Here is a 26310-nt window from a genome sequence, read left to right as displayed (position 1 = left end):
CGTTCGATTTCAACGTAACTAATTTCGATATTGCGGACAACAGCGATCACTTAGTACGCTCGTCGGAACCTGCCCGACAACGATGCGAGGAACCGATGACAGCAACGGACGCACGGCCGATGGTGAGCCTGCGCGCGGTCGACAAGCACTTCGGCGACCTCCACGTGCTGCAGAACATCGACCTCGACGTCGCCGAGCGCGAGGTCGTGGTGGTCGTCGGGCCGTCCGGCTCCGGCAAGTCGACGCTCTGCCGCTCCATCAACCGTCTCGAGACCATCGACTCGGGCGAGATCCGCGTCGACGGCGAGCTGCTGCCCGAAGAGGGCGCGCCGCTGGCGAAACTGCGGGCCGAGGTCGGGATGGTGTTCCAGTCGTTCAACCTCTTCGCGCACCGCACCATCCTCGACAACGTCACGCTCGCGCCGCTCAAGGTCCGCAAGCTCGGCAAGGATGCGGCACGCGCGCAGGCGATGGAGCTCCTGGACCGGGTCGGCATCGCCGACAAGGCGGAGAGCCACCCGGCGCAGCTCTCCGGCGGCCAGCAGCAGCGTGCGGCGATCGCCCGCGCGCTGGCCATGCAGCCGAAGGTGATGCTGTTCGACGAGCCCACCAGCGCCCTCGACCCCGAGATGGTCGGCGAGGTGCTCGACGTGATGACCTCCCTCGCCAAGGAGGGGATGACGATGATCGTCGTCACCCACGAGATGGGCTTCGCCCGCCGCGCCGCCGACCGCGTGGTCTTCATGGACCGCGGGCAGATCGTCGAGCAGGCCCCACCCGCACAGTTCTTCGACTCGCCGGCCACCGCGCGGGCGCAGTCGTTCCTGGCCTCCGTGCTGTCGCACTGACCGCACCGGGCCGCGCACCAACGCACCACCGGTTCCCCCTCACAACCCACAGAAGAAAGGGATGCATCCCATGACCCGCAGCCTCCGCAGGAAGAGCGCCGTCGCCGGCGTCCTGCTCGCGGCCGTGACGCTCGCCGTCACCGCCTGCTCCGGAACCACGGCACTGCCCGGCAGCGACGCCAGCAAGGCCCCGTCCGGAGACTCCGTGCTCGCCGGAGCCCCCGTCGCGAAGTCCGACCTGATCATCTCGGGCTCCACCATGGAGAAGATCAAGAAGCGCGGCAAGCTCATCGTCGCCGAGGCGCTCGACGCCCCGCTGCTCTCGCAGCAGGACCCGACGGACCCGTCGAAGGTGAACGGCTTCGACGCCGAGCTCGCCAAGCTGCTCGCCACCTACATCATCGGCAAGCCGAACGTGGAGATCGTGCCGCCCGCCTCCGAGACCCGCGAGGCGATGCTGCAGAACGACACCGTCGACGTGGTCTTCAACACGTACACGATCACCGAGGAGCGGGCCAAGCAGGTCGCGTTCGCCGGACCGTACTTCGAGTCGGGCCTGGCCGTCGCGGTCAAGAGCGACAACAAGGACATCACGAGCTCCAAAGACCTCGACGGCAAGAACGTGATCGTCGGCGCCAACACGCCGGCCGTCACCGAGGTGCCCAAGATCGCCCCCAAGGCGACCGTCACCGCGTTCGGCACCGACCCGGCCGCCGTGCAGGCGCTCATCCAGGGCCGCGGTGACGCCTACGTGCAGGACTACACGCTCCTCGCGAGCGACGCCGCGAGCGAGAAGCAGATCAAGGTCGTCGGCCAGCCTTTCACCAAGGAGCCGTACGGCATCGGCCTGAAGCACGGAGACGACGACTTCAAGAAGTTCGTCAACGACTGGCTCAAGACCATCCAGAAGGACGGCCAGTGGAGCAAGGCGTGGAAGACCACCCTCGGCACCGTGACCGACTCCGACGTCCCCACCCCGCCGGAGATCGGGTCGGTCCCCGGCTCCTGATAGACGGGCCGGATGCGCGTGGAGGCGGCCCCCACGCCCGCGCGCATCCGGCCTCACCTCTCCCCGGATCCACCCATCCGCCCGCCGCTCGACGAGAGAACGATGAACCCCCTGATCGACAACCTCGGACCGCTGGTCCAGGCGCTCGGCACGACCCTGCTGATGGCGGTGGTCGCGGGCGTCGGCTCCATCGTCCTCGGTGTGCTGGTGACGATCGCGCGCGTCAGCCCCATCCCGGTGCTCCGCGCCGCGGCGTTCCTCTACGTGCAGTTCTTCATCAACGTGCCGCTGCTCGCACTGCTCCTGCTGGCGGTGTTCGCCCTGCCGGACGCCGGTATCCTGCTGCCGCTGACGCCCACGGCCATCATCGTGCTGACCGTCTACGAGGCGGCGTACGTCGCCGAGGCGGTCCGCTCCGGGGTCAACACCGTCCCCGTCGGGCAGGTGGAGGCGTCCCGCGCCCTGGGCCTGACCCTCTGGCAGTCGCTGCGGTACGTCGTCGTGCCGCAGGCGCTCCGCGCGGTCGTGCAGCCGATCGGCAACGTCATGATCGCCCTCGCGATGAACACGGCCCTCGCCGCGGCGGTCGGCGTCGTCGAGCTCACCGCCGCGGTCAACAAGGTCAACCTCGTCGCGGCGCAGCCCATCCTGATCTTCTCGAGCGCCGGCATCCTCTACATGGCCATCGCCCTCGCTATCGGCCTCGCCGCCGGCTGGGTGGAGCGGAAGGTGGCGATCGCCCGATGACCGCACAGCTCATCCCCGACCGTCCGGCGCCCGCGCGCACTCGCGCGGCGAAGCGCCGCTACGACGCCGCGTTCATCTACGACGTGCCCGGTCCGCGCGGTCGGCGCAACATCCTGGTCGGCTCCGTCATCAGCGTCGCCCTGTTCGCGATCGTCATCGGCCTGGGCCTGTGGCAGTTCGCCGACCACGGCCAGCTCGCACCGGAGCGCTGGGCGCCGTTCACCGAGTGGGCGATCTGGCAGTACCTGCTCGTCGGCCTGCTGGGCACGCTCGAGGCCGCGGCGATCGTCGCGGTCCTCGGCGCGGTCCTCGGAGTGGTGCTCGCCCTCGGCCGCGTCAGCCACGTGAAGTGGGTGCGCTTCGTCTGCGGCCTGTACATCGAGATCGCGCGCACCGTGCCGGTGCTGCTGGTGATCTACCTGATGCTGTTCGGACTGCCGCAGATCGGCATCAACCTGCCGACGCTGTGGAAGCTCGTTGTACCCCTGACCATCGCCAACGCCGCCGTGTTCGCCGAGATCATCCGCGCCGGCATCCTGAGCCTCCCCGCGGTCAGCGCGAGGCTGCCCTCAGCCTCGGCATGCGCCCGGTGCAGGCTATGACGTACGTCGTGCTGCCGCAGGCGTTCCGGAACGTGACGCCCTCGCTCGTGACCCAGTTCGTCAGCCTCCTGAAGGACACGTCGCTCGGCTACATCGTCGCCTTCACCGAGCTGCTGTACCGCGGTCAGGTGCTCGCCTCGTACCTGCACCTGCTCATCCCCACCTACGTCGCGGTCACCGTCATCTACCTGATCGTCAACGGCAGCCTCTCGGCGTTCGCGTCGCGGCTGCAGCGCGGCTCGCGCCGCCGCACGACGGCGCCCCCGACCCTTCCGTCTCTTCCCGCCGTCGCCGCCGTCGAGCACGAGGACGACGCCGCGGGCTCCGTCTCCACCCCCGCCTCCGCGCCCGCCTCGAAAGCCGACCATGCCTAGCGCCGCCCCCACCGTCTCCGTCCCGTCGTCCGCAGGTTCCGCCGCGCTGGCCGAGCTGGCCGTCGTGCGGCGCTCCGGCCTCGTCGAGAGCCGGCACTTCGGCAGCCTGGTCGCGCTCGACCCGTCGGGGTCCGCTCTGATCGAGCTCGGGGACCCGGATGCGACGGTGCTGCCTCGCAGCACCGTCAAGCCGCTGCAGGCGCTCGGCTGCCTGACCGCGGGCGCCCCGCTGGAGGGCCCCGAGCTGGCGATCGCCGCGGGCAGCCACACCGGCGAGGACGAGCACGTCCGGCTGGTGCGCGGCCTGCTGGCCCGCGCGGGCGTCGACGACTCGGCGCTCGGCTGCCCGGTCGACCGCCCGGAGGACGAGGCGACGTTCGAGCGGATGCTGCGCGACGGCGAAGGGCGCTCGCGCGTGCGCATGAACTGCTCCGGCAAGCACGCCGCGATGCTGCTCGCCGCCGCGACGAACGGCTGGCCGACCGAGGGCTACCTCGACCCGGCGCACCCGCTGCAGCAGCACATCCGCGCGACGATGGCCGAGTCGACCGGAGTCCCGGTCGGGCACGACGCGATCGACGGCTGCGGCGCCCCGCTGTTCGGCACCACCGTGCGCGGGATCGCGCGCGCCTTCGGCCGCCTGGTGCAGTCGGAGGCGGGGACGCCGGAGCGCGCCGTCGCGGACGCCATGCGCGAGCACCCCTACTTCATCGGCGGATCGGGCCACCAGAACACCACGCTGATGGAGACCGTGCCCGGTGCCCTCGCCAAGGGCGGCGCCGAGGGCGTGATCGGGGTCGCGGCCGCCGACGGCACCGCGGTCGCGATGAAGATCATCGACGGAAGCCCCCGCGCCACGACCCTCATCGCCCTCCGCGTGCTGGAGGCCCTGGGCACCCCCATCGCGGATGCCCGCGCGCTGGTCGACCTGCCCGTGCTCGGCGGCGGTGCGCCGGTCGGGGCGATCGAGCTCAGCGCCGACCTGACGTCGGCGCTGGAGCGGCTCGCGTGACCGTCGTCGAGATCTGCCTCGACGACCTCGCAGGCGTGCGCGTCGCTGAGGAGGCGGGCGCGGACCGTATCGAGCTGTGCGCCGACCTCGCCTCCGGCGGCATCACGCCCTCCATCGGGACCGTCGCTGCGGCCCTCCGCTCGGCGTCGCGGATCGGCATCCAGGCGCTCATCCGGCAGCGGCCCGGCGACTTCGTGTACGACGGCGACGAGCTGCAGGCGATGGTGGACGACATCCATTCGATCCGCGCGCTGCCGCATCCCGCCGAGGTGACGGTCGGCTTCGTGATCGGTGCGCTGCGCCCGGACGGGCGGATCGACGCGGATGCGACGCGGCGGCTCGTGGCCGCCTGCGGCGACGCCCCGGTGACGTTCCACAAGGCGTTCGACCAGGTGCCGGATCGGGCGGAGGCGCTCGAGCAGCTCGTCGGTCTGGGCGTCGGCCGCGTGCTCACCTCCGCCGGAGCGCCGACCGTGCTCGACGGTGCGGAGGACCTGGCGCGGCTGGTGGAGCAGGCGGGCGAACGCATCGTCATCCTGGCCGGAGGCGGAGTGCGACCCGGCAACGTGTCCGAAATCCCGGCGCGCACCGGTGTGCGCGAGGTGCACCTGCGAGCGCCGCACGCCGTTGCCAGCGCAGGCGCCGGATCCCCCACCGCCTACGACTCGGGCGAGCGCGAGGTGACCTCGGCGGAGATCGTCCGCGCGGTGGTCGCCGCGGTCGGCGGTTCCGTCGGAGGTGCCGCCGCATGAGCGGCCGTCCGGTGGTGCTCGCCGTGGATCTCGGCGGCACGGCGATGAAGGGCGCGGTCGTCGGCCAGGACGGAGCGACCGTTGCCGAGTCGACGCGCGCGACGCCCGCCGAGAACATCCTCGCCGCCCTCGTCGGGATGCTCGGCGAACTGCGGCGGACCGCCGCGGACGACGGGCACGACGTCGTCGGCGCGGGAGTGGCCACGCCCGGGATGCTCGACGAGCAGCGCGGCCTGGTGCACTACGCGTCCAATCTGGGTTGGCGGGATGTGCCGCTGCTCGACATCCTGCGCTCCGAGCTGCAGCTGCCGGTGGCGGTCGGGCACGACGTGCGCGCCGCCGGGCTCGCCGAGCGGAACACGGGCGCGGCTCAGGGCTTCGCGGACTTCGCCCTGGTGCCGATCGGCACGGGCGTGGCTGCCGCACTGGTCTCGTCCGGCGGCGCCGTCACCGGCGCGACCGGCGCCGCCGGCGAGTTCGGCCACATCCCCGTCATTCCGGGCGGAGAGCCGTGCACGTGCGGGCAGCGCGGCTGCCTCGAGGTGTACATGTCCGGCGCCGGCGTGGCCCGGCGGTACCGCGCGGCCGGTGGCGACGCGCTCAGCACGCGGCGCATCGTGGGGCGGCTCGGGGCCGACCCGCTGGCGGACCGCGTGTGGTCGGAGGCGCTGGACGTGCTGGCGCAGGGGCTCGACATCCTGACGCTGCTGCTCGACCCGGGGCTGATCGTGCTGGGCGGGGGCGTCTCGCACGCCGGGGACGCGCTGTTCGTCCCGCTGGCCGAGCGGATGTCCGCCGGGCTCGCCTGGCGCGAGAGCCCACCCGTCGTGCGCAGCGCGCTGGGCGGGGACGCCGGCCGCGCGGGTGCTGCACTGCTGGCGTTCGCCGCCGCGGGCTGACCGGCGCCTCGTTAAGTTGTGCACAACATGGTTGTGTGCAAGGCTAAAGCCATGCCGGTGACCGACGAGATGGTGTGCTTCTCCCTGTACGCCGCCACACGTGCGACGACCCAGGCCTACCGCGTGCTCCTGGAGCCGTGGGGCCTGACCTACCCCCAGTACCTCGTGCTGGTGACCCTCTGGGTGGAGGGCGACCAGACGGTCGGCTCCCTCGGCGAGCACCTGCAGCTCGACTCGGGCACGCTGTCGCCGCTGCTCCGCCGCATGGAGCATTCCGGCCTCGTGCGCCGCGAGCGCCGCTCCCCCGACGAGCGCGTCGTCACCGTCACCATCGGCGAGCGCGGCCTCGAGCTCCGTCCGCAGCTCGCGCACATCCCCGGCCGGATCGCCGCGGGCACGGGCCTACCCGATGAGCAGGCCGCCGCTGCGCTCATCGACACCCTCCACCGTCTCACCGAGACCATGCACGCCGCCACCGCGGATCGCACGGTCGCACCGACGAACTGAACCCCTCAGAAAGGAACTCATGAACGTCCTCTACACCGCAGAAGCCCTCTCCACCGGAGCGGGCCGCGACGGACGCGTCGCCACAAGCGACGGAGCATTCGCCCTCGATCTCGCCATCCCGAAGGAGATGGGCGGCACAGGCAGAGGCACGAACCCCGAGCAGCTGTTCGCGGCCGGCTACGCGGCGTGCTTCCACTCCGCGCTGCAGGCCGTCGCCCGCAGCCAGAAGGTGAAGGTCGACGACTCCTCCGTGGGCGGCCGGGTGCAGATCGGCCCGAACGGCGACGGCGGCTACCAGCTGTCCGTCCTTCTGGAGGTCGTGCTCCCCGGCCTCGAGCAGCAGCAGGCCCAGGCGCTGGCGGACGCGGCCCACCAGGTGTGCCCCTACTCGAACGCCACGCGTGGCAACATCGACGTCACGATCACGGTTTCGGAGGACTGACCCATGAGAGCACTGATCCACCACCAGTTCGGCGACCCGGCGCAGGTCCTCGCCGTCGAAGAACGCCCCCTCCCCGAGCCCGGGCCGGGCGAGGTCCGCGTGCGGATGCTGCTGTCGCCCATCCACAACCACGACCTGTGGACGGTCCGCGGCACGTACGGCTTCAAGCCAGAGCTGCCGGCGCCCGCGGGCACGGAGGCGCTGGGTGTCGTGGATGCCGTCGGCGACGGCGTCGAGCAGCTCACCGTCGGTCAGCGCGTCGTCAGCGGCGGCACCTTCGGCGTGTGGGGCGAGCACTTCGTCACCAAGGCCGCGGGCCTCATCCCGGTGCCGGATGCCCTGCCCGACGAGTCCGCCTCGCAGCTGGTCGCCATGCCGTTCAGCGCGATCAGCCTGATCGAGTCGCTCGGGCTCTCCGAGGGCGACTGGCTCATCCAGAACGCCGCGAACGGCGCCGTCGGCCGGATGGTCGCGCAGCTGGGCGCCGCCCGCGGGCTCAACGTCGTCGGCCTGGTCCGCCGGGCTGCCGGCGTGGAGGAGCTCCGCGCGCAGGGCATCGACCGCGTCATCGCCACCGACTCCGCCGACTGGCGCGAGCGGCTGGCCGAGGTCACCGGGGGCGCCCCCATTCGCGTGGGCGTGGACTCCGTCGGCGGGTCCGCCGCGGGCGACGTGCTGTCCACGCTCGCCGTGAACGGCACGCTCGTCGTCTTCGGCGCGATGGCCTCACCGACGCTGGAACTGGCCTCCGGCGACATCATCTTCAAGCAGGCCACCGTGAAGGGATTCTGGGGCAGCGTGGTCAGCCGCGAGATGCCCGCCGACCAGCGCGGGCGGCTCTTCCAGGAGCTCTTCGCCCGCATCGGCGACGGGACGCTGACGCTCCCGGTCGCGAGCATCCACGCGCTCGACGACATCGCCGCCGCGGTCGCCGCGAGCGGTGAGGCCGGACGCGTCGGCAAGGTGCTGCTGCGCCCCTGACCCGGCCCGGGGTGGGCGGCGGCCGCTAGCCTGGGCTCATGCTCACCCCGCCGGTCACCCCGAAGAAGCCCGTCGAACGCGTCCACCATGGAGACGTCTATATCGACGACTACGAGTGGCTGCGCGAGAAGGACGACCCGACCGTCGTGGCGCACCTGCACGAGGAGAACGCGTACACGAACGCGCGCACCGAGCACCTGGCGGTGCTCCGCGAGCAGATCTTCGACGAGATCAAGGCGCGCACGCGCGAGACCGACATGAGCGTGCCGGTGCGCGAGGGCGACTGGTGGTACTACACGCGGACCGTGGAGGGGAAGCAGTACGGCATCCACTGCCGTGCGCCGATCGCCGGCCCGGACGACTGGGCACCGCCGACCCTCGACGAGGAGGCGCAGGCGCACGGACTCCCCGGCGAGCAGATCCTGCTCGACGACAACGTGGAGGCCGAGGGTCACGACTTCTACGCCCTCGGCAGCTTCGACGTGAGCGCCGACGGAACCCGGCTGCTGTGGGCCGTCGACACCGAGGGCGACGAGCGGTACACCATCCGGGTCCGGTCGCTCATCGACGACGGCGCGGCCTTCCCCGACGAGATCCGCGGCACCGCGGGCGGCGCCCTCTTCGACCAGAGCGGCGCCTACGTCTTCTACACGACGGTCGACGACTCCTGGCGGCCGGACACGGTCTGGCGGCACCGCGTGGGCGACGGTCCCGAGGTGCCCGACGTGCAGGTGTTCCACGAGCCCGACGAGCGGTACTGGATCGGCGTGGGTCTCACCCGGAGCCGCCGCTTCCTGGTCATCGAGGCCGGCTCCAACATCACCAGCGAATCGTGGCTGCTGCGCTCGGACGACCCGACCGGCGAGTTCCGCGTCGTCTGGCCGCGCACGGAGGGCGTCGAGTACGACATCGAGCACGCCGTCGTCGGCGGCCACGACCGCCTGCTCATCGTGCACAACGACGGGGCGGTCAACTTCGAGCTGGTCAGCGTCTCGGCCGACGACCCGCAGGGCCCGCGCCGCATCCTGCTGCCCCACGACCCCGCCGTGCGCCTGGAGGGGGTGGATGCGTTCCGCGACTTCGTCAGCGTCGAGTACCGCCGCGAGGGCATGACGCGGGTCGCCGTCGCATGCGTGCCCGACCCGCAGAGCGACCGGCCCGCCGACGACACCCCGCACGAGCTGCACTTCGACGAGGAGCTGTTCACCGTCGGCGTCGGCGGCAACCCCGAGTGGACGCAGCCGTTCCTGCGACTGGGATACGGCAGCTTCGTCACCCCGTCGACCGTGTACGACTACGACGTGCGGACGGGCGAACTCGCCCTGCGCAAGCAGCAGCCGGTGCTCGGCGGCTTCGACCCGTCGCTGTTCGAGCAGCGCCGCGAGTGGGCGACCGCGGCGGACGGCGCGCGCGTCCCCATCTCGCTGGTCTACCGCCGCGACCTGGTCACCCCCGGCGAGCCCGCGCCGCTCGTGCTGTACGGCTACGGCTCGTACGAGGCGAGCATGGATCCGTCGTTCGGCATCCCGCGCCTCAGCCTGCTCGACCGCGGGGTCGTCTTCGCGATCGCGCACGTGCGCGGCGGCGGCGAGCTCGGCCGGCTCTGGTACGAGAACGGCAAGAAGCTGCACAAGAAGAACACCTTCACCGACTTCGTCGCCGCGGCGCGGCACCTGGTGGACCGTGGGTGGACGGAGCCGTCGCGCATGGCGGCGCAGGGCGGCAGCGCCGGCGGCCTGCTGATGGGCGCCGTGGCGAACCTGGCGCCCCGCGACTTCGCCGGCATCCTCGCCGAGGTGCCCTTCGTCGATCCGCTGACCAGCATCCTGGACCCCTCGCTGCCGCTCACCGTGATCGAGTGGGACGAGTGGGGCGACCCGCTGCACGACCCCGAGGTGTACGACTACATGAAGTCGTATTCGCCGCTCGAGAACGTGCACGCGACGCGCTACCCGCGCATCCTGGCGATCACAAGCCTCAACGACACCCGGGTGCTCTACGTCGAGCCCGCCAAGTGGGTGGCGAAGCTGCGCGAGGTGGATGCGGATCCGCTGCTCAAGATCGAGATGGCGGCCGGCCACGGCGGGGTCTCCGGACGGTACGCCGCCTGGCGGGAGCGCGCCTTCGCGCTGGCGTGGCTGCTCGACGTCGTCGGGGCGCACCCGTCGGGCGAGTGAGGCCGCGGTGAAGGTCGACCTGAAGAAGGAGCTGCCCGCGTACAGCGCACGGCGGGGGCGCTTCGACGTCATCACCGTGCCGCCGCTGCGCTACCTCGCCGTCGACGGCCACGGGGATCCCAACACGGACGCCTACCGTGACGCGCTGCAGACGCTCTACCCCGTCGCGTACGCCCTCAAGTTCTTCAGCAAGCGCACGCTCGACCGCGACTACACCGTCATGCCGCTGGAGGCGCTGTGGTGGGCGGACGACATGGCGGCGTTCACCACCGCCCGCGACAAGTCGCAATGGGACTGGAGGGCGCTCATCCTGGTGCCCGACTGGCTCACCGACGAGCACGTCGCGGAGGCCCGCGCAGCTGTCGCGGCGAAGGGCGGCGTCCTGCTGCTCGACAGCCTGCGCGTGGAGACGCTCGAGGAGGGCCTCAGCGTGCAGACCCTCCATCTCGGCTCGTACGACGATGAGGCGCCCGTGCTCGAGGAGTTGCACGAGGAGTTCATCCCGGCCAACGGCCTCCGCATGACGGGCCGGCACCACGAGATCTACCTGAGCGACGCCCGCCGCACCGCGCCCGAGAAGCTGCGCACCATCCTGCGGCAGCCGGTCGAACGGGTGGACTGAGCGGGCTCAGCCCAGGTCGTCCGGGTCCTTCCCCGTCCGCTCGCCCGTCTCCAGCGCGGCGATCGCGGCGAGGTCGGCGGCGTCCAGCTCGAAGCCGAACACATCGGCGTTCGAGCGGATGCGCTCCGGTGACGTCGACTTGGGGATCACCACGTTTCCGAGCTGCAGCTGCCAGCGGATGACGACCTGGGCCGGGCTCACGCCGTGCTTCGCGGCCAGCCGGTCGAGCGTCGGGTCGCCCAGGATGCGGCCCCGCGCCAGCGGCGACCAGGCCTCGGTGACGATGCCGTGGGCCGCGTCGTAGGCGCGCACCTGCGCCTGCGGGAGCCACGGGTGCAGCTCCACCTGGTTCACCGCGGGCACCGTCGCCGTCTCGCGGGCGAGCCGGCCGAGGTGGTGGGTGTGGAAGTTGGCGACGCCGATCGACCGCGCGCGCCCTTCGTCCCGGACTCGCTCGAGCGCACGCCAGGTCTCGACGTACCGGTCGCTCTTCGGCGCCGGCCAGTGGATGAGGAACAGGTCGACCGCGTCGAAGCCCAGGAGTTCCAAGCTCCGGTCGAACGAGCGCAGGGTCGAGTCGTACCCGTTCTCGGTCCACCAGACCTTGCTCGTGACGAAGACCTCTGAGCGGTCGAGCCCGCTGCGCCGCACACCTTCGCCCACGCCGCGCTCGTTGTCATAGAAGGCGGCCGTGTCGATGTGGCGGTACCCCGCATCCAGTGCGGCAACCACCGCATCCGCCGTCTCGGCCTCGGGGATCTTGTACACGCCGAAGCCCAGCTGCGGGATCGTGTTGCCGTCGTTGAGAGTCAGCTGCGGGATGCTCGCCATGGGTTCATTCTGCCCCGCCCCGCGCGTACAGGTGGGGTGACGGAAGGAGAACGCACATGGCATTGAACGACAAGACGATCGCGTTCCTGGTCGGCCCGGAGGGTATCGAGCAGGCGGAGCTGGTGGAGCCCTGGAAGGCGGTCAGCGACGCAGGCGGCACGCCGAAGCTGATCTCGAAGGAGGAGGGCGAGGTGCAGGCGTTCAACCACCTGACGCCCGCCGACACGTTCCCGGTGGATGCGACCCTCGGCTCCGCGAGCGCCGAACAGTACGACGCGCTGGTGCTGCCCGGCGGCGTCGCCAATGGAGACCAGGTCCGCACCTTCCCCGAGGCGGTCTCGCTCGTGAAGGCGTTCGCCGACGCGGGCAAGCCCATCGCGGTGATCTGCCACGGCGGATGGGTGCTCATCGAGGCGGGCGTGCTCGACGGACGGAAGCTGACCAGCTGGCCGAGTCTGCAGACGGACTACCGCAACGCGGGCGCCACCTGGGTGGACGAGGAGGTCGTCGTGGACGACGGGCCGTTCACGCTCGTCTCCTCGCGCAAGCCCGACGACCTCGCCGCATTCAACCGCGAGCTGCTCGCCGCCTTCGAGTAGAGCCCGGTGGACGTTCCCTGGCAAACGCCTCAACGGCAGTTGCGGGGCGGCCCTCGCCGCGGGAGCGTAGGGCATTCCTGGACCATCGAAAGGAAGGAGAGCACATGCTCACCCTCACGGAGAACGCCAGCACGATCGTCAAGACGCTGACCGACCAGTCCCCCGACGAGACGGCCGGCCTGCGGATCAGCAGCAGCAACCCCGACGCCACCGCCTTCGCGGCGGCCGTCACCCCCGAGCCGGAGGCCTCGGACCAGGTCGTGGAGTCGGGCGGCGCCCGCATCTTCCTGGAGACGCAGGCCGCCGAGGTGCTCGACGACAAGGTGCTGGACGCCCAGGTCGACGACCAGGGCGGCGTCAGCTTCGCCATCGGCGCGACCGCCTAGCAGTCGCGTCACGCGGGAAGGCCCGGAGCCGTCGGCTCCGGGCCTTCGTCGTTCACAGCGAAGGGTCGGTGAGCACCCTGCCGACCGCGCCGAGCACGCCGGGCCATCCGCGACCCATGCCTTCGAGCGCCGTCCGACCGAGCGGCGAGTCGAGGTCGAAGCCCTCGTGCCGCAGGAACAAGCGGGTGCCGGCGCCCTCGGGCACCAGCGTCCACGTGATGGTGGTGTCGATTACGCCCTCGCCGAAGCTGTACCGGATGAGGCGTTCGGGCGCCACCTCCAGCACCTCGCATCGCTGGAGCCCCCACGCGCCCATGTCGAGGGTGAAGCGGTGTCCGACCTCCGCTCGTACATCGCCTGCGGCCCACCATCGGGCGACGAGTTCCGGATCGGTCATTGCGCGCCAGACGGTGGCCGGCGGGTGCGGCAGAAACTCCTCGCACTCGATGGCGGGAGTGGTGGTGTCGGTCATCATGGCCCTTCGTTCGAGGTCGGTGGGTCCGCAGACGGCCCCGGCGCTCATCGCGGACGAGCAGAATACGTCGGGGATTTCTGACGGGTCAATGTGGCGGATGCGTCGTGGCCAATAGCGGCCACGCCGAGTTGCCCGGTGCGGGCGTCTCTTGAAACTGTGCCGTATGGCCGGATTCGATCGCATCGGGATGCCGAAGCACGTGTTGACCTTCGTCCTCCTCGCCGTGGGCGGTGCCGTCTTCGGCATCCTCTCGTCGCTTGTGAATACCTCCCCGCTGTGGGCGATCCCGTCGAAGATCCTCGGCATGGGCTGGTCGTGGGCGGCTCTCGGGATCGTGGCGGCGGCGCTCGTGCCCCGGGCGCCGATCCGGAGCGCCCTGATGGTGCTTCTCTGCGCGGTCTTCAGCTACTACGGCAGCGACCTCTCCCTCGGGCTTTACGCGTCGATCGAGGGCACTGCATGGGACGTGCTCGCCGGGGATGCCGGCATATGGGCGGCCGCCTCCGTGCTGGCGTGCGTTCCTCTCGGGATGATCGGTGCGGCCCTGCGACGGCCGGACGTCCTGGGCGTGCTCGCGCGCCTCGCCATCCCGGTGGGCGCGGCGGTGGAGTACTTCGTGCTGCGCCTCCCTGGCGAGGTCGCGCTGCAGCCCAACCCGGTGACCGTCGCAACCTACGCGATTGTGGCCACGGCGGGAACGGTCTGCGCGATCGCGATCGTGGTGCGGGCGGCCGCGCGGGGCGAACTCAGGTGGCCGGGGACTCGCGCGTCTCGACCGGACCCGTCGGCGGGGTGAGGTCCTCGACGACGATGGGATGCGGCGCCGTGCGGTCCTCCGGCAGCCCCCACAGCGGCTCACCCTCGCCCGCATCGAGCAGGAACTCGGCGGCCGAGGTCCAGAACGGCACGATCTTCATCGGCGGGATGTCCTCCTCGCCGGGGAAATGCGCGGCGAAGTGCACCTCCGGGTCGCCGTTGAGCGGGTCGGACGCTGCGATCAGCCCGTAGTAGTTCTCGTCGTCGACGACGCGCCAGCGCCCGGTGCGGCCGTGCTCCGGCTCGATCCGGACGGTGTAGCCGCCGTACTTGAAGTCCGGCCCCGGGGGCAGAGAGGCGCGCTCATCCTTGGTCATGCCTCCAGTTGTACGACGGCGGGGCCTCGCGGGACAACTCGTTCACTTGCCTAGCAAAACGGTGTAGGGCTACACCCGGCATAGGGCCTGTCAACGCCTCGACTCGGGAGGGCGAAGGGATTGGAGTGGTCTGCGACGAGAGGGGGCCGAATGCTGGCCATGACATACCGCGGTCCGTACAAGATCCGCGTGGAGGAGAAGGACAGGCCGAAGATCGAGCACCCCGGCGACGCGATCGTCCGCGTGACGCTGGCCGCCATCTGCGGCTCCGACCTGCACCTGTATCACGGCATGATGCCGGACACCCGGATCGGGCACACCTTCGGGCACGAGTTCATCGGGATCGTGGACGAGGTCGGCCCCGATGTGCGCAACCTGAAGGTGGGTGACCGGGTGATGGTGCCGTTCAACGTCTTCTGCGGGAGCTGCTACTTCTGCGTCCGCGGCCTCTACTCGAATTGCCACAACGTGAACCCCAATGCGACCGCCGTCGGCGGTATCTACGGGTACTCGCACACGACCGGCGGCTATGACGGCGGCCAGGCGGAGTACGTGCGCGTGCCGTTCGCCGACGTCGGGCCGGCCATCATCCCCGACTGGATGTCGGATGAGGACGCTGTCCTGCTCACCGACGCGCTGCCCACCGGATACTTCGGCGCGCAGCTCGGAGAGATCGAGGAGGGCGACACCGTCGTCGTGTTCGGCGCCGGGCCGGTCGGACTCTACGCGGCGAAGTCGGCCTGGCTGATGGGCGCCGGCCGGGTGATCGTCATCGACCACCTCGACTACCGCCTCGCCAAGGCTCAGGAGTTCGCGCACGCCGAGACGTACAACTTTACGCAGCTGAATGACGTGGTCCTGACCCTGAAGCGCACCACCGACGGGCTCGGCGCGGACGTCGTGATCGACGCAGTCGGCGCGGAGGCGGACGGCTCGGCGCTGCAGCACATCACGTCGTCGAAGCTCAAGCTGCAAGGGGTTCGCCTGTCGCCCTCAACTGGGCCATCGACTCCGTGCGCAAAGGCGGCACCATCTCGGTGATGGGCGCCTACGGGCCGCTGTTCAGCGCGGTGAAGTTCGGCGACGCGATGAACAAGGGTCTCCGGATCAACACGAACCAGTGCCCGGTGAAGCGCCAGTGGCCTCGCCTGTTCGAGCACGTCCGCAACGGCTACCTGACGCCCAGCGAGATCGTAACCCACCGCATCCCGCTCGAGCACATCCAGGACGGGTACCACCTGTTCTCGACGAAGCTCGACGGCATCATCAAGCCGCTCGTCATCCCGAGCGCGGCCTAGGAGGACCACCATGCCGTACGTCGCACGCGACCACACGAAGAAGTACGACCCCGAGGCCCTGCGCCGACGCATCCCCGGGTGGGGAGTGGACAGTGACCCCGCCGACCGGCCGTCGCATCCACGCGAACGGTTCGACCCGGAGGCGACCGGGGCGCACTGGGAGTTCCCGGAGCGCCAGGAAGCGGCCGGATACCGCGAGCGCTCCATCGAGCACCAGATGCTCACCCCCGTCTTCGGCGCGGCGCAGCCGCTGCACGGCGTCTCGGGCGCCATCCGCCGGTTCGCCTACGAACGGTACAGCGAGGGGCGCACCGCTCACTGGCTGCTGCTGGTGGTCGGCGACCGGGTGGATGCGATCGGTGCGCACGTGAGGTCGCTCGCGAGCCGGCGCCCCGACGACCCGATCACCGAGTCGGGCGTGCTGGCCGAGCTCGGACACCGGCCGATCTCGTCGCGCTACGGCGTCAACCGCGCCGACGTGAAGCACACCTGGCTCGATCCGATCATCGTGCTCGGGCCGTGGGTGATCGCCGGTGTGGTCGCGGTGCGGACCGTGGCGAAGATCGCCCGGCGCTGACTCCGCTGAACCGGTCGTTCTAGCCGCACGCGGCCGCGTGTCAGTCAATCGCCTGCACGCGGCCGTGTGATCGTCGTTCGATGGTGTCCGGTGCGCGGGCGGCCTCAACCCCGCTCGGTGGCCCGCGCACCACTCACCTCGACGCTACGGCGCGGCCACCTCCTCGGGCAGGTCGGGGCGGGCCCCCTGCTGCTCCTGCTCCTCGCGCTCCTGCTCCGCCTCGGCGTCGCCGCCGCGGAACTGGGTCATGTACAGCTCGTAGTACGCGCCGCGGCGCTCGAGCAGGGTCGCGTGGTCGCCCTGCTCGACGATGCGGCCGTGCTCCATGACCAGGATGGTGTGCGCGTCGCGGATGGTCGACAGCCGGTGCGCGATCACGAACGACGTGCGGTCGGTCCGCAGCGCCGCCATGGCGTGCTGCACGAGGAGTTCGGTGCGGGTGTCCACCGACGAGGTCGCCTCGTCGAGGATGAGCAGGGACGGGTTGGCGATGAACGCCCGCGCGATCGTGATCAGCTGACGCTCGCCGGCCGAGACGTTCCCGCCCTCGGCGTCGATCACCGTGTCGTAGCCGTCCGGCAGCTGGCGCACGAACCGGTCGACCATCGTGGCCTTGGCGGCTGCGATCACCTCGTCGTCCGTCGCGTCGAGCCGGCCGTAGCGGATGTTCTCGCGGATGGTCCCGGAGAACAGCCAGGCGTCCTGCAGCACCATGCCCACCTGTCCGCGCAGCTCGTCGCGCGACAGGTGCGTGGTGTCGACGCCGTCGAGGCGGATCGCCCCGCCGCTCAGCTCGTAGAACCGCATGATGAGGTTGACCAGCGTGGTCTTCCCCGCGCCGGTCGGTCCGACGATCGCGACGGTGCTGCCCGGCTGCACGCTGAGCGACAGGTCCCGGATGAGCTCCGTCTCGGGGTCGTACGAGAAGTCGACGTGGTCGAGCTCCACCCGGCCGTCGGCGCGCTCCGGCAGGTGCTCCGTCACGGTGTCGGGCGTCTGCTCCGCGGAGTCGAGGAATTCGAACGTCCGCTCGGCGGATGCGACACCCGACTGCAGCATGTTCGCCATGCCGGCGATCTGCCCGATCGGCTGCGAGAACTCCCGCGAGTACTGGATGAACGCCGTGGCGTCGCCGATCGTCAGCTGCCCGGCGGCGACCTTCAGCCCGCCGACCACCGCGATGAGCACGTAGGACAGGTACGAGACGAAGTTCATTGCGGGCATGATGCTGCCCGACACGAACTGCGCGCCGACCTGGGCCTTGTGCAGGGTCGAGTTGCGGGCGTCGAACTCGGCGAGCATGACCTCGTCGCGCCCGAACGCGCGCACCAGGTCGAGACCCGAGTACGACTCCTCGATGTGTCCGTTGAGCGCGCCGGTGGAGGCCCACTGCGTCTTGAACAGCTTCTGCGACCGCGAGCCGATGATGCCCGCGATGACGCCGGAGAGCGGGATCGAGATCAGCGCGATCAGCGCGAGCTGCCACGACACGATGAACATCATGATGGCGATGCCGATCACGGTGAGCACCGACTGGATGAGCTGTGAGAACGCCTGCTGCAGCGCCGTCTGGATGTTGTCGACGTCGTTGGTCACGCGCGACATCAGGTCGCCGCGCTGGCGCGTGTCGAAGTAGCTGAGCGGGAGCCGGTTCAGCTTGGCCTCGACGTCCTTCCGCAGCCCGTAGACCACTCGCATGACCAGCGCGTTGAGCAGGTAGCCCTGCCACCACTGCAGCAGCGAGGCGACCAGGTACATCGTGAGCACGATCAGCAGGAGCCGCCCGAGCTCGGTGAAGTCGATGCCCTGCCCGGCCGTGACGCCGGAGCCGGCGATCACGTCGGCGAGCTGGTCCTGCCCGGCCGCCCGCAGCTGCTCGATCACCTGGCTGACGGGCACGCCCGGGGGCAGTTGCGACGAGATCACGCCGCGGAAGATGACGTTCGTCGCGTCGCCCAGGATCTTCGGAGCGATGACGATGAGCACGACAGAGACGACCGTGAGCAGCGTGACGAAGGCCATCCCGAGCCACTCCGGCTTGAGCAGGCCCATCAGCCGCTTGAACGACGGCCAGAAGTTCTCGGCCTTCTTCGCCGGGGCTCCGCCGAACATGTCGCCGTCGCCCTCACCCGGCGTGAAGTCGTACTCCTCTTCGAGCTCGTCGAGCACGATGTCCGTGGCGTTCGGCGTCTGCCCCCTCGGGGCGGCCGCCGCGCTTCTTGCGTTCCGTGGTGCGCGCCATGGTCAGGCCACCTCCAGGCTCAGCTGCGACTCGACGATCTCGCGGTAGGTCTCGTTGGTCTCGATCAGTTCGTCGTGCGTTCCGCGGCCGACGACCCGCCCGTCGTCCATGACGATGATGGTGTCCGCCTCCCGGATCGTGGACACCCGCTGGGCGACCACGATCACCGCCGCGTCACCCGTCGAGTCGGCGAGCGCGCGTCTCAACCGGGCGTCGGTCGCGACGTCGAGCGCCGAGAACGAGTCGTCGAACAGGTAGACCTTCGGGCGGGCGACGAGGGCGCGGGCGATGCAGAGACGCTGCCGTTGGCCGCCGGAGACGTTGGTGCCGCCCTGCGAGATGCGCTCGTCGAGCCCGCGTTCCTTGGCGCGGACGAAGTCCTCCGCCTGCGAGATGCGCAGCGCCTCCCACAGCTCGGCGTCCGTGGCGTCGGGCCGGCCGAAGCGCAGGTTCGACGCGATGGTCCCCGAGAAGAGGTACGGACGCTGCGGCACGAGTCCGAGCACGCCGGCGATCTGCTGCCGGCTCAGCTCGTCGACCGGCACGCCGCCGATGAGCACGTGACCCTTCTGCGGTGTGAAGAGGTTCGCGATGACGGACACCAGCGTCGTCTTGCCCGATCCGGTCGAACCGACGATCGCGGTCACCTCGCCCGCCTCGGCGGTGAACGAGACGCCGTTCAGCACCGGCTTCTCGGCCCCGGGGTACCCGAACGTCACATCCTGCACCTCGACCGTGCCGTCGGCGGGGACGGCGGACGCGCCTGCCCCTTCGACGGTGGTGCTGGCGGACGCGCCGAGCACCTCCTCGATGCGCTCCGCGCAGACCATGGCCCGCGGGATCATCATCGCCATGAAGACGCCCATCATGACGGCCACCAGGATCTGCAGCAGGTACTGCAGGAGCGCGGTGAGCGCGCCGATCTGGATGTCGCCCGCATCCACCCGGTGCCCGCCGAACCACAGCACCGCGACCGTCGCCGCGTTGAGGATCAGCATGATCACCGGGAACATCAGCACGAAGACGTTGCCGACCTTCACCGATATGCGGGTGAGCGCCGCGTTCGCGTCGTCGTAGCGCTTCGTCTCGAACCTCTCTCGCACGAACGCCCGGATCACGCGGATGCCGACGATCTGCTCGCGGATCACGCCGTTGACGCCATCGATGCGCTCCTGCATCACGCGGAACATCGGCAGCAGGATCGTCACGAGGATGCCCACCACGATGAAGAGCACGGCCACGGACACCCAGATGAGCCACGACAGGCCCGCGTCGACCCGCACCGCGAAGATGATGCCCGCGATGCACATGATCGGCGTGGAGACCATGAAGTTGAACGTCATCAGCAGCAGCATCTGCACCTGCTGCACGTCGTTCGTGTTGCGGGTGATCAGCGTCGGCATGCCCCAGCGCGCGAGGTCGAGCGACGGCAGCGCATCCACCTTGCGGTAGAAGGAGCGGCGGATGTCCTGGCCGGCCGACATCGACGCACGTGCGCCGAAGTACGTGGCGGCGACGGCCGCGATCACCTGCACGAAGCAGACGATCAGCATCACACCGCCGGTGCGCCAGATGAAATCGGTGTCGCCCTTGACGACGCCCTTGTCGATGATGTCCGCGTTGAGCGTCGGCAAGTAGAGGGCGGCCATGGTCGCCACCAGTTGGAGGAGGACGACCGCGGTCACCGCGCGCCAGTAGGGGCGCACGAAGCGGAGTGAGAGACGAAGCAGAGTCACAGTGATTCCCGGGTGTGCTGTGTGTGGATGCGGGTGCCGGCGATGCGCGGCACCCGACGACGATCTATATGAGGCGACGCTATCTACCTAAGAGGACGCACAGTGTCCTCAATCGTGACGGATCACGCCGGCGTGTAGGCCAGATGCACGACGCCGTTCGCGTAGGCGTACTGGTGGCGCAGCCGGAGCTTGACGGGCGCGCTGCCCTCCGGGAACAGGCGGGCGCCGGTTCCGCGGACGGTCGGATAGACGAACAGGTGGAGGGTTCCGACGAGCCCGTCGGCGAGCAGCGACCGCACGAGCGAGCCGGAGCCGCTGACGTAAACGCCGCTGTACCCGTCGGCGAACTCCCGGATGCGCTCGGCGTCGTAGGCGCCCAGCGAGCGGGAGTTGTTCCAGGTCCTTGCAGCGGTCTCGTCATCGAGCGACGAGCTGACCACGCCCTTCGGGCTGTCGTTGAAGAACGGCGCCCCGGGGTCGTCGTCGGCGGTGCGCTGGGACCAGGCGGGGGCGAACATCTCGAAGGTGCGTCGACCGAGCAGGATGGCGTCCGAGGCGCGGGTGATCCGCCCGATGTCCTCGCCCATCTCCGGGTCGAACCCGTACTCGGCGGTCCAGCTCGGATCCTCGAACACGCCGTCCAGCGAGACGAACTCGTGCACAGCGATCGCGCCCATACGATTCCCCTTTCCCGCGGAACAGCATAGGGCGTGGCGGGCCGCGTGAACAGGCCGCACTGACCGGAAGCGGGCGGGCCGGAAGGCGACCGGTCACTCGGGGTGTCAACCCCTGCCCGCGACACTCCGCAGCGCGTAGACCTGCATCATGACCGCAACGATCCCGCTCACGGCCGACCGCCGGAGCACGGCCCCGCAGCTCACGCCGGACGTCGTGCCGGGAGTGCACCGGCTCGAGCATGCCGCCACCAACTGCTACCTGCTCGCGGACGGGGACTCCTGGACGCTCGTGGACGCGGCCTTCCCGAAGACCTGGAGCGCGCTGATCCGAGCGGCGCACGAGCTGGGCCTCCGCATGCGCGACCTGCAGGGCATCGTGCTGACGCACGGGCACTTCGACCACGTCGGCGTCGCGAAGCGGGCGGTCGAGGAGTTCGGGGTGCCGGTCTACGTGCACGCGGAGGACCGGAGGCTCGCGGCGCATCCCTACCGCTACCGCCGGGAGCACACGCCGCTGGTCTACCCCCTCCTCTATCCCCGGTCGTTGAGGCCGGTGACCGGAATGGTGCGGGCGGGCGCCCTCAGCGTCAAGGGCGTGGAGGCGGTGTCCGAGCTGCCCGGATCCGGGATGCTGGATGTGCCCGGCCGCCCCGAGGTCGTGTTCACCCCCGGCCACACCTTCGGGCACTGCGGCCTGCTGCTGCGGAGCGCGGAGACGCTCCTCACGGGGGACGCGATCGTCACGCTGGACCCGTACAAGGGTCGGGTCGGACCGCAGATCATCGCGGGCGCCGCGACGGCGGACTCGGACATGGCCCTGCGCTCACTGGACGCCATCGCCGCGACCGGCGCCCGCGTGCTGCTGCCCGGGCACGGCGAGCCGTGGTTCGACGGCGCCGCCGCCGCGGTCGCTGCAGCGCGGGCGTTCGGTCGCAGCTGATCCGATCCGTCAGGCGGCCGGGCCGAGCACTTCGAGCAGGCCGCCGTCCGTCACGGCCGCGAGCGACAGCACCTTGTAGCCGGCGTCGTCGAAGAACACCGTCAGCCGGTCGGCCTCGGTGTGCATGACGACTCCGGCGCCCCAGGTCTCGTGCGTGACCCGTGCGGCCAGCGGGAACGGCTCCTCACCCGCCGCGTCGTGCTGGTCCGCCCAGCGGTAGGCGCTCCCCGACGAGCACGTGTCGCAGTTGCCGCACGGCTTTTCGAGTTCCTCCCCGAAATAGCCGAGGAGGAACTGGCGGCGGCACATTCCCGTCTCGGCATATTCCTGCATCAGCTGCGAGCGGGAGTGCTCGATCCGTTGCCGGGCCTCCGCCTCGGCGACCGCGCGGGATGCGGCTTCGCCGGCCTTGACGTCGGCCGCCCGCAACTCGTCGTCACCGCCCGAGAGCACGTCCGCGTCGCGGAGCAGCCCGAGCAGCCGCCCGAGCGAGCGGACGCTGATGCCGGTGCGTTCGGCGAGGTCGGCGCGGCCGATGCCGGGCTCCTTCGCGATGGCGCCGAAGACGCACGCCAGCTCGTCCGCATCCGGTCCCCCGCCGCTGAAGAACTTGGTCAGGGCGAAGTCCTCCGGCCGGTAGTGCAGCGTCACGACCGCGGGCTCGCCGTCGCGTCCGGCGCGTCCGGCCTCCTGGTAGTAGCTGTCGAGCGAGTCGGTCACCGACGCATGCACGACGAAGCGGACGTCGTGCTTGTCGATGCCCATCCCGAACGCGCTGGTCGCGGTGACGACGCGTGCGCGGTCGTCCATGAACCGTTCGTACACGTCGTCGCGCTCGGCACGCCGCAGGCCCGCATGGTAGGCGGCGGCCGGGATGCCGTGCCTCTCGAGCTCCTCGGCGTACTGCTCGGCGTCCTTCCGGGTCGCGGTGTAGACGAGACCGGAACCCTGCAGCTCGCGCACGTGCTCCACGACGGCCGCGCGCTTCTCCGCGTCCTCCTCGTGGCGACGCACCTCCAGCCGCAGGTTGGGGCGGTCGAATCCGGTCGCGAACAGCCGCGGCCGTCGCATCCCGAGCCGCTCCCCGATCTCCGCCCGCACCGGCGGCGCACCCGTGGCGGTCATCGCGACGACAGGAGGGTGCCCCAGCTCGTCGATCACGTCGCCGAGGAGCAGGTAGTCGGGCCGGAAGTCGTGGCCCCACGACGACACGCAGTGCGCCTCGTCCACCGCGAAGAGGGACACGGGCAGCGCACGGAGACGCTCGCGCACCTCCGGGTTCGCCAGCTGTTCGGGCGCCAGGAAGGCGAAGCCGGCGCCGGCCGCCTCCAGGGCCTCCCAGTCGTCCTCGCGCTCGCGCTGGCCGGCGGACGAGTTGATGGCGAACGCGCGGGGCACATCCTTCGCCTCGGCGAGCGCGCGCACCTGGTCCTCCTGCAGCGAGATCAGGGAGAGACCACGATCGTGACGCCTCCGAGCACGGTGCCGGTCACCTGGTACAGCGACGACTTGCCGTAGCCGGTCGGCATGACGGCGAGCACGTCGCCGCCGTCGAGGAGGACCTGCATCGCCTCCGCCAGGCGCGGCCGGAGCTCCTGCCAACCGAACGACTCGCGGGCGACCTCCTGGATGCGCGACATGCCGCCACCGTAGCGGCTCGGGCTGGTGGTTCGCGGGGTCATCGGTTGTACGCGCGCTCCTGGTCCCGCTCGTCCGCGACGCGGACTCCGTGGCGGTAGGCCAGCTCGCCGCCGAGGAACCCGGAGACGCCGACCACGAGGATTCCGATGAGCGCGAGGATGAACCCTCCCACACTCGGGTGGTCCGGGTCGCCGGCGCGAACGATGGCGCTCACGATGAACAGCACGATGGCGGTGGAGTTGAAGATCAGGTGCCAGACGGCGGTGCGCTTCACCTTCGTGCCGGCGGGCAGCTGCGAGAAGTCCAGGAGGCCGAAGACTGCGGCGAGCAGTCCGCCGATCACACCGATGACGACCAGCCAGAGCGCGCCGACGGCGAGCGCCCCGGGCGCCGCCCCGAGCAGCGCGGCGATGTCGAAGACGACGGCGGCCGTCCACGCCCCGATGGGGATCGTGACGACGGTCGCATGGAAGGGATGGCCATAGGGCCCGGCGACCACGGAACGTGGTCGCTTGGCGCGCCGGAATCCGGGCTCGACGTCGGGGGCGGTCATGGGATGCTCCTCTCCAGGTGTCGGCATCGTCGGCCCGGGATGCGGTCGGCGACAGTCCCTTCCGCACGGCCGCTCCGGCGCGTATGGGCGTCGGTCCGGGCACGCACCGCCGACTGTCAAGGCCTCCACCGGTCTCCGCCGCGCGCCTAGGGTCGGGCCATGAGCGCATCCCCCGTCGTCGTCGTCACCGGAGCATCCAGCGGTCTGGGCCGCGCCACCGCCCTCGCCTTCGCGAGACGGCACGCGCGACTCGTGCTCGTGGCGCGGGGCGCATCCACTCTGAAGGAGGTCGCAGCCGAGTGCTCGGCGCTCGGCGCGCGCGGCGTGGCGACCGTCGCGGGCGACGTGACCGACCGGTCCATCACCGACCGCGCGGTCGACACGGCCATCGCCCGCGACGGCAGGCTCGACGTGTGGGTCAACGCGGCCGCCGTCACCGCCTACGGCCGGTTCTGGGAGCAGGCGCCCGCCGACTTCGAGCGCGTGCTCGACGTCGACATCCGCGGCTACGCGAACGGCAGCAGGAGCGCGCTGAGGGCGATGCTGCGGCAGCGGTCCGGGCTGATCGTCAACGTGTCGTCGATCCTCGGCGAGGTGCCGCAGCCGTACTCGGCGGCGTACTCGATGTCCAAGGCGGCCATCATCGCTTTCGGTCGCAGCCTCCGCTCAGAGCTGTCGCTCGCGAAGTCGCCGGTGCACGTGGTTACGGTGCTCCCGCCGACGCTGGACACGCCGATCTTCCATCACGCCGGCAACATCACCGGTCGCGCTCTGAAGGCGCTGCCCCCGGTGTACCCGGCGTCGGACGCGGTGGATGAGATCCTCGCCGCCTGGAAGCATCCGGGCACCCCGGAGCGCACGGTCAGCGGTCCGGGCCGAACGCTGGTGCGGCAGCACCGGAAGCGTCCGCAGCTCGTTGAGGCCGCGGTCGCCCGGCAGACGGAGGCCGGCCAGCTCTCCCGGGAGCGCGTCGCGCCGACGACCGGCAACCTCTACGAGCCGTCGGGGCCGCCGCACGCCGTGTCCGGCGGCTGGGGCGGCACGCGCAGGAAGACGGGCCGCGTGCTCCTCGTCGCGGCGCTCACGGCCGGGGTCGCCTACGCCGTGCGCTCGCCGCGCGCGCCTCGCTGACCTCCCGCCCTCCGCCCGGGCCGCCGCGGGGATCCGCCCGCAAGGGCTTGTCTTGACGACGGGAGAGCGTATGGATGTGCGTACACACTTCGCCGGAACGAAGGAGGCGACATGGAGACGGTCCTCGCCGTGCTCGAGCGCGACGACACCGCATACGAGATCGAGTTCGAGCAGACGAGCGAGCCGCCCTTCGAGCTACGCCTGCCCTCCGACATCGGCGGCGCCGCGGTCATGGACGTCTTCGACCTGTGCGACTCCACGCTCTGGCCGGAACTCATCCGCTATCGCTTCAGCGAGTGCGTGCCCGTAGTCATCGGCTCGCCCGACGACTTCTGAGGGGCATCCCGCTGGGATAACAGTGCATGCCAGGGGGCGCCGCCCGTGGCTATGCTGTGCGCCATGAGCACCAAGAGCCGCCAGGGACCGCACCGCGAGGAGACGCTGCAGCTCGGGGACAAGCGCGGACTGTGGGGCGCGTTCGCGGGGCTGATCACCGCCGTGCTCATCGCGTATCCGCTGTCGGCCTGCATCGCGTTCGCGACGCATCCCACCACGCAGAAGCTCTTCGGGGGCCGCCTGGAGTCGGCGTCGGCCGGGGGCTACGCGGCCTTCTGGTGGGTGCTCGCCCTCGGCTGCATCGCGCTGCCGTTCCTCGTCGGCTTCGGCATCGCGCGCCTCTCGGGCCGCGCGCTCATCGTCATGGCGACGATCGTCGTGCTGTTCATCATCGCGGTGGTCGTGCTCGGTCAGATGTTCGCGTTCTGACCCGACGCGGGTGCCGTCAGCCCGCGCGACTCTTCAAGAGCTCCGCGCGCTCCGGGTGCGACTCGAACCAGTCGCCCACGTACCAGCACATCGGGACGATCCGCCGGGAACTGCTCTTCTCGATGTCGTCGACCGCGTACTCGACGAGCTGACCGGCGTAGCCCTTGCCGCGGAACTCCGGCACCGTGAACGCACGCGTCAGCGAGATCGAGTCGCCCAGGATGCTGTAGTCGAGCACGGCCACCAACTCGCCGTCGACGTGCATCGCGTACCGGTTCGCATCCGCCTGATCGCTGAATTCGGTGGCCATGACCCCATCGTACGTCCGCCGTCCAGAGGGACAACCGGGGTACG

At 70.6% G+C, this 26310-nt stretch carries 29 protein-coding genes and 2 pseudogenes; 22 read left to right on the top strand and 9 right to left on the bottom strand.

Annotation, left to right across the window (positions count from 1 at the left end):
• The first annotated feature begins 95 nt into the window (after positions 1–95).
• From ACQ86M_RS17510 to ACQ86M_RS17450, 13 genes are all read left to right on the top strand, one after another.
• Positions 96–848 carry an amino acid ABC transporter ATP-binding protein gene (locus tag ACQ86M_RS17510; RefSeq protein ID WP_431219860.1) on the top strand — a complete coding sequence of 251 codons (753 nt, stop codon included), beginning with the start codon at positions 96–98 and terminating at the stop codon, positions 846–848.
• Between the two features lie 70 nt (positions 849–918).
• Positions 919–1857, top strand: coding sequence for a glutamate ABC transporter substrate-binding protein (locus tag ACQ86M_RS17505; RefSeq protein WP_431246351.1), 939 nt, complete (start codon positions 919–921; stop codon positions 1855–1857).
• A gap of 102 nt (positions 1858–1959) precedes the next feature.
• Entirely contained in the window at positions 1960–2604 is a 645-nt protein-coding gene (locus ACQ86M_RS17500) for an amino acid ABC transporter permease (RefSeq protein WP_431246350.1), read from the top strand.
• Positions 2601–3206: an ABC transporter permease subunit gene (locus ACQ86M_RS17495; protein WP_431246349.1), complete on the top strand. Its 606-nt coding sequence runs from the start codon at positions 2601–2603 to the stop codon at positions 3204–3206. Before ACQ86M_RS17500 ends, ACQ86M_RS17495 begins: the two co-directional genes overlap by 4 nt.
• The gene (locus ACQ86M_RS17490) at positions 3203–3580 is read left to right on the top strand and encodes a hypothetical protein (protein WP_431246348.1); all 378 of its coding nucleotides are present in this window, start codon (positions 3203–3205) and stop codon (positions 3578–3580) included. Before ACQ86M_RS17495 ends, ACQ86M_RS17490 begins: the two co-directional genes overlap by 4 nt.
• Positions 3573–4592: an asparaginase gene (locus ACQ86M_RS17485; RefSeq protein WP_431246347.1), complete on the top strand. Its 1020-nt coding sequence runs from the start codon at positions 3573–3575 to the stop codon at positions 4590–4592. Before ACQ86M_RS17490 ends, ACQ86M_RS17485 begins: the two co-directional genes overlap by 8 nt.
• Positions 4589–5344 carry a copper homeostasis protein CutC gene (locus ACQ86M_RS17480; protein ID WP_431246346.1) on the top strand — a complete coding sequence of 252 codons (756 nt, stop codon included), beginning with the start codon at positions 4589–4591 and terminating at the stop codon, positions 5342–5344. Before ACQ86M_RS17485 ends, ACQ86M_RS17480 begins: the two co-directional genes overlap by 4 nt.
• Positions 5341–6243: an ROK family protein gene (locus tag ACQ86M_RS17475; RefSeq protein ID WP_431246345.1), complete on the top strand. Its 903-nt coding sequence runs from the start codon at positions 5341–5343 to the stop codon at positions 6241–6243. Before ACQ86M_RS17480 ends, ACQ86M_RS17475 begins: the two co-directional genes overlap by 4 nt.
• Before the next feature lie 51 nt (positions 6244–6294).
• Positions 6295–6750 carry a MarR family winged helix-turn-helix transcriptional regulator gene (locus ACQ86M_RS17470; protein ID WP_431246344.1) on the top strand — a complete coding sequence of 152 codons (456 nt, stop codon included), beginning with the start codon at positions 6295–6297 and terminating at the stop codon, positions 6748–6750.
• Between the two features lie 19 nt (positions 6751–6769).
• Entirely contained in the window at positions 6770–7192 is a 423-nt protein-coding gene (locus ACQ86M_RS17465) for an organic hydroperoxide resistance protein (protein ID WP_431219852.1), read from the top strand.
• A 3-nt stretch (positions 7193–7195) separates the two neighbouring features.
• On the top strand, positions 7196–8173 hold the full coding sequence (locus ACQ86M_RS17460) for a zinc-binding dehydrogenase (RefSeq protein ID WP_431246343.1): 978 nt from the start codon (positions 7196–7198) through the stop codon (positions 8171–8173).
• A gap of 38 nt (positions 8174–8211) precedes the next feature.
• Entirely contained in the window at positions 8212–10350 is a 2139-nt protein-coding gene (locus ACQ86M_RS17455; RefSeq protein ID WP_431246342.1) for a S9 family peptidase, read from the top strand.
• Positions 10351–10357: 7 nt separating this feature from the next.
• On the top strand, positions 10358–10972 hold the full coding sequence (locus ACQ86M_RS17450; protein ID WP_431246341.1) for a GyrI-like domain-containing protein: 615 nt from the start codon (positions 10358–10360) through the stop codon (positions 10970–10972).
• A 6-nt stretch (positions 10973–10978) separates the two neighbouring features.
• On the opposite strand, the gene ACQ86M_RS17445 is transcribed toward ACQ86M_RS17450, so the two are convergent.
• On the bottom strand, positions 10979–11803 hold the full coding sequence (locus ACQ86M_RS17445) for an aldo/keto reductase (protein WP_431246340.1): 825 nt from the start codon (positions 11801–11803) through the stop codon (positions 10979–10981).
• Between the two features lie 56 nt (positions 11804–11859).
• Here ACQ86M_RS17445 and ACQ86M_RS17440 point away from each other — a divergent pair, with 56 nt between their 5' ends.
• Both ACQ86M_RS17440 and ACQ86M_RS17435 read left to right on the top strand, forming a co-directional pair.
• The gene (locus ACQ86M_RS17440) at positions 11860–12402 is read left to right on the top strand and encodes a type 1 glutamine amidotransferase domain-containing protein (RefSeq protein WP_431246339.1); all 543 of its coding nucleotides are present in this window, start codon (positions 11860–11862) and stop codon (positions 12400–12402) included.
• A 104-nt stretch (positions 12403–12506) separates the two neighbouring features.
• Positions 12507–12788, top strand: a complete 282-nt coding sequence (locus tag ACQ86M_RS17435) for a Fe-S cluster assembly protein HesB (RefSeq protein WP_431219846.1) — start codon at positions 12507–12509, stop codon at positions 12786–12788.
• 52 nt (positions 12789–12840) lie between these two features.
• Here the strand turns inward: ACQ86M_RS17435 and ACQ86M_RS17430 are convergent, their stop codons facing one another.
• Complete coding sequence (locus tag ACQ86M_RS17430; protein WP_431246338.1) at positions 12841–13260, bottom strand: SRPBCC family protein; 420 nt, start codon at positions 13258–13260, stop codon at positions 12841–12843.
• Between the two features lie 166 nt (positions 13261–13426).
• Here ACQ86M_RS17430 and ACQ86M_RS17425 point away from each other — a divergent pair, with 166 nt between their 5' ends.
• Complete coding sequence (locus ACQ86M_RS17425) at positions 13427–14059, top strand: hypothetical protein (protein ID WP_431246337.1); 633 nt, start codon at positions 13427–13429, stop codon at positions 14057–14059.
• On the opposite strand, the gene ACQ86M_RS17420 is transcribed toward ACQ86M_RS17425, so the two are convergent.
• On the bottom strand, positions 14010–14396 hold the full coding sequence (locus ACQ86M_RS17420; RefSeq protein WP_431246336.1) for a hypothetical protein: 387 nt from the start codon (positions 14394–14396) through the stop codon (positions 14010–14012). The genes ACQ86M_RS17425 and ACQ86M_RS17420 overlap by 50 nt on opposite strands.
• Positions 14397–14546: 150 nt before the next feature.
• Here ACQ86M_RS17420 and ACQ86M_RS17415 point away from each other — a divergent pair.
• Together ACQ86M_RS17415 and ACQ86M_RS17410 are read left to right on the top strand one after the other, a co-directional pair.
• A pseudogene (locus tag ACQ86M_RS17415) lies at positions 14547–15694 on the top strand (zinc-dependent alcohol dehydrogenase).
• Positions 15695–15704: 10 nt separating this feature from the next.
• Positions 15705–16271 carry a hypothetical protein gene (locus ACQ86M_RS17410; protein ID WP_431246335.1) on the top strand — a complete coding sequence of 189 codons (567 nt, stop codon included), beginning with the start codon at positions 15705–15707 and terminating at the stop codon, positions 16269–16271.
• A gap of 144 nt (positions 16272–16415) precedes the next feature.
• Here ACQ86M_RS17410 and ACQ86M_RS17405 read toward each other — a convergent pair whose 3' ends face one another.
• The 3 genes from ACQ86M_RS17405 to ACQ86M_RS17395 all read right to left on the bottom strand — a co-directional run bounded on the left by ACQ86M_RS17405 (position 16416) and on the right by ACQ86M_RS17395 (position 20926).
• Positions 16416–18383 carry an ABC transporter ATP-binding protein gene (locus ACQ86M_RS17405; RefSeq protein ID WP_431247910.1) on the bottom strand — a complete coding sequence of 656 codons (1968 nt, stop codon included), beginning with the start codon at positions 18381–18383 and terminating at the stop codon, positions 16416–16418.
• A gap of 132 nt (positions 18384–18515) precedes the next feature.
• Positions 18516–20249, bottom strand: a complete 1734-nt coding sequence (locus tag ACQ86M_RS17400) for an ABC transporter ATP-binding protein (RefSeq protein ID WP_431246334.1) — start codon at positions 20247–20249, stop codon at positions 18516–18518.
• 122 nt (positions 20250–20371) lie between these two features.
• Entirely contained in the window at positions 20372–20926 is a 555-nt protein-coding gene (locus tag ACQ86M_RS17395) for a dihydrofolate reductase family protein (protein WP_431246333.1), read from the bottom strand.
• Positions 20927–21074: 148 nt separating this feature from the next.
• Here ACQ86M_RS17395 and ACQ86M_RS17390 point away from each other — a divergent pair, with 148 nt between their 5' ends.
• Complete coding sequence (locus ACQ86M_RS17390) at positions 21075–21866, top strand: MBL fold metallo-hydrolase (RefSeq protein WP_431246332.1); 792 nt, start codon at positions 21075–21077, stop codon at positions 21864–21866.
• Between the two features lie 9 nt (positions 21867–21875).
• On the opposite strand, the pseudogene ACQ86M_RS17385 reads toward ACQ86M_RS17390, so the two are convergent.
• Positions 21876–23506 (bottom strand): annotated as a pseudogene (locus ACQ86M_RS17385) (RecQ family ATP-dependent DNA helicase).
• A 38-nt stretch (positions 23507–23544) separates the two neighbouring features.
• On the bottom strand, positions 23545–24060 hold the full coding sequence (locus ACQ86M_RS17380) for a DUF2231 domain-containing protein (protein ID WP_431246331.1): 516 nt from the start codon (positions 24058–24060) through the stop codon (positions 23545–23547).
• A 159-nt stretch (positions 24061–24219) separates the two neighbouring features.
• Here ACQ86M_RS17380 and ACQ86M_RS17375 point away from each other — a divergent pair, with 159 nt between their 5' ends.
• The 3 genes from ACQ86M_RS17375 to ACQ86M_RS17365 all read left to right on the top strand — a co-directional run bounded on the left by ACQ86M_RS17375 (position 24220) and on the right by ACQ86M_RS17365 (position 25956).
• Entirely contained in the window at positions 24220–25191 is a 972-nt protein-coding gene (locus tag ACQ86M_RS17375) for an SDR family NAD(P)-dependent oxidoreductase (RefSeq protein ID WP_431246330.1), read from the top strand.
• 111 nt (positions 25192–25302) lie between these two features.
• Positions 25303–25527 carry a hypothetical protein gene (locus ACQ86M_RS17370; protein ID WP_431246329.1) on the top strand — a complete coding sequence of 75 codons (225 nt, stop codon included), beginning with the start codon at positions 25303–25305 and terminating at the stop codon, positions 25525–25527.
• Between the two features lie 63 nt (positions 25528–25590).
• Positions 25591–25956, top strand: a complete 366-nt coding sequence (locus ACQ86M_RS17365) for a hypothetical protein (RefSeq protein ID WP_431246328.1) — start codon at positions 25591–25593, stop codon at positions 25954–25956.
• Positions 25957–25972: 16 nt separating this feature from the next.
• Here ACQ86M_RS17365 and ACQ86M_RS17360 read toward each other — a convergent pair whose 3' ends face one another.
• Positions 25973–26266: a GNAT family N-acetyltransferase gene (locus ACQ86M_RS17360; protein ID WP_431246327.1), complete on the bottom strand. Its 294-nt coding sequence runs from the start codon at positions 26264–26266 to the stop codon at positions 25973–25975.
• Positions 26267–26310: the final 44 nt, after the last annotated feature.

It is taken from the genome of Leifsonia xyli subsp. cynodontis, from assembly GCF_050632205.1.
In the GTDB taxonomy this organism is placed as follows: Bacteria; Actinomycetota; Actinomycetes; order Actinomycetales; family Microbacteriaceae; genus Leifsonia; species Leifsonia xyli_D.
Note: the sequence above shows the minus strand (reverse complement) of the source record. Positions and strands in the feature narration are given on the sequence as shown.

Excerpts from the sequence above, each read along its gene's own strand:
- ACQ86M_RS17510 (WP_431219860.1), top strand. The coding sequence starts at position 96 with ATGACAGCAACGGACGCACGGCCGATGGTGAGCCTGCGCGCGGTCGAC.
- ACQ86M_RS17505 (WP_431246351.1), top strand. The coding sequence starts at position 919 with ATGACCCGCAGCCTCCGCAGGAAGAGCGCCGTCGCCGGCGTCCTGCTC.
- ACQ86M_RS17500 (WP_431246350.1), top strand. The coding sequence starts at position 1,960 with ATGAACCCCCTGATCGACAACCTCGGACCGCTGGTCCAGGCGCTCGGC.
- ACQ86M_RS17495 (WP_431246349.1), top strand. The coding sequence starts at position 2,601 with ATGACCGCACAGCTCATCCCCGACCGTCCGGCGCCCGCGCGCACTCGC.
- ACQ86M_RS17490 (WP_431246348.1), top strand. The coding sequence starts at position 3,203 with ATGACGTACGTCGTGCTGCCGCAGGCGTTCCGGAACGTGACGCCCTCG.
- ACQ86M_RS17485 (WP_431246347.1), top strand. The coding sequence starts at position 3,573 with ATGCCTAGCGCCGCCCCCACCGTCTCCGTCCCGTCGTCCGCAGGTTCC.
- ACQ86M_RS17475 (WP_431246345.1), top strand. The coding sequence starts at position 5,341 with ATGAGCGGCCGTCCGGTGGTGCTCGCCGTGGATCTCGGCGGCACGGCG.
- ACQ86M_RS17470 (WP_431246344.1), top strand. The coding sequence starts at position 6,295 with ATGCCGGTGACCGACGAGATGGTGTGCTTCTCCCTGTACGCCGCCACA.
- ACQ86M_RS17465 (WP_431219852.1), top strand. The coding sequence starts at position 6,770 with ATGAACGTCCTCTACACCGCAGAAGCCCTCTCCACCGGAGCGGGCCGC.
- ACQ86M_RS17460 (WP_431246343.1), top strand. The coding sequence starts at position 7,196 with ATGAGAGCACTGATCCACCACCAGTTCGGCGACCCGGCGCAGGTCCTC.
- ACQ86M_RS17455 (WP_431246342.1), top strand. The coding sequence starts at position 8,212 with ATGCTCACCCCGCCGGTCACCCCGAAGAAGCCCGTCGAACGCGTCCAC.
- ACQ86M_RS17445 (WP_431246340.1), bottom strand. The coding sequence starts at position 11,803 with ATGGCGAGCATCCCGCAGCTGACTCTCAACGACGGCAACACGATCCCG.
- ACQ86M_RS17440 (WP_431246339.1), top strand. The coding sequence starts at position 11,860 with ATGGCATTGAACGACAAGACGATCGCGTTCCTGGTCGGCCCGGAGGGT.
- ACQ86M_RS17435 (WP_431219846.1), top strand. The coding sequence starts at position 12,507 with ATGCTCACCCTCACGGAGAACGCCAGCACGATCGTCAAGACGCTGACC.
- ACQ86M_RS17430 (WP_431246338.1), bottom strand. The coding sequence starts at position 13,260 with ATGACCGACACCACCACTCCCGCCATCGAGTGCGAGGAGTTTCTGCCG.
- ACQ86M_RS17425 (WP_431246337.1), top strand. The coding sequence starts at position 13,427 with ATGGCCGGATTCGATCGCATCGGGATGCCGAAGCACGTGTTGACCTTC.
- ACQ86M_RS17420 (WP_431246336.1), bottom strand. The coding sequence starts at position 14,396 with ATGACCAAGGATGAGCGCGCCTCTCTGCCCCCGGGGCCGGACTTCAAG.
- ACQ86M_RS17410 (WP_431246335.1), top strand. The coding sequence starts at position 15,705 with ATGCCGTACGTCGCACGCGACCACACGAAGAAGTACGACCCCGAGGCC.
- ACQ86M_RS17405 (WP_431247910.1), bottom strand. The coding sequence starts at position 18,383 with ATGTTCGGCGGAGCCCCGGCGAAGAAGGCCGAGAACTTCTGGCCGTCG.
- ACQ86M_RS17395 (WP_431246333.1), bottom strand. The coding sequence starts at position 20,926 with ATGGGCGCGATCGCTGTGCACGAGTTCGTCTCGCTGGACGGCGTGTTC.
- ACQ86M_RS17390 (WP_431246332.1), top strand. The coding sequence starts at position 21,075 with ATGACCGCAACGATCCCGCTCACGGCCGACCGCCGGAGCACGGCCCCG.
- ACQ86M_RS17380 (WP_431246331.1), bottom strand. The coding sequence starts at position 24,060 with ATGACCGCCCCCGACGTCGAGCCCGGATTCCGGCGCGCCAAGCGACCA.
- ACQ86M_RS17375 (WP_431246330.1), top strand. The coding sequence starts at position 24,220 with ATGAGCGCATCCCCCGTCGTCGTCGTCACCGGAGCATCCAGCGGTCTG.
- ACQ86M_RS17370 (WP_431246329.1), top strand. The coding sequence starts at position 25,303 with ATGGAGACGGTCCTCGCCGTGCTCGAGCGCGACGACACCGCATACGAG.
- ACQ86M_RS17365 (WP_431246328.1), top strand. The coding sequence starts at position 25,591 with ATGAGCACCAAGAGCCGCCAGGGACCGCACCGCGAGGAGACGCTGCAG.
- ACQ86M_RS17360 (WP_431246327.1), bottom strand. The coding sequence starts at position 26,266 with ATGGCCACCGAATTCAGCGATCAGGCGGATGCGAACCGGTACGCGATG.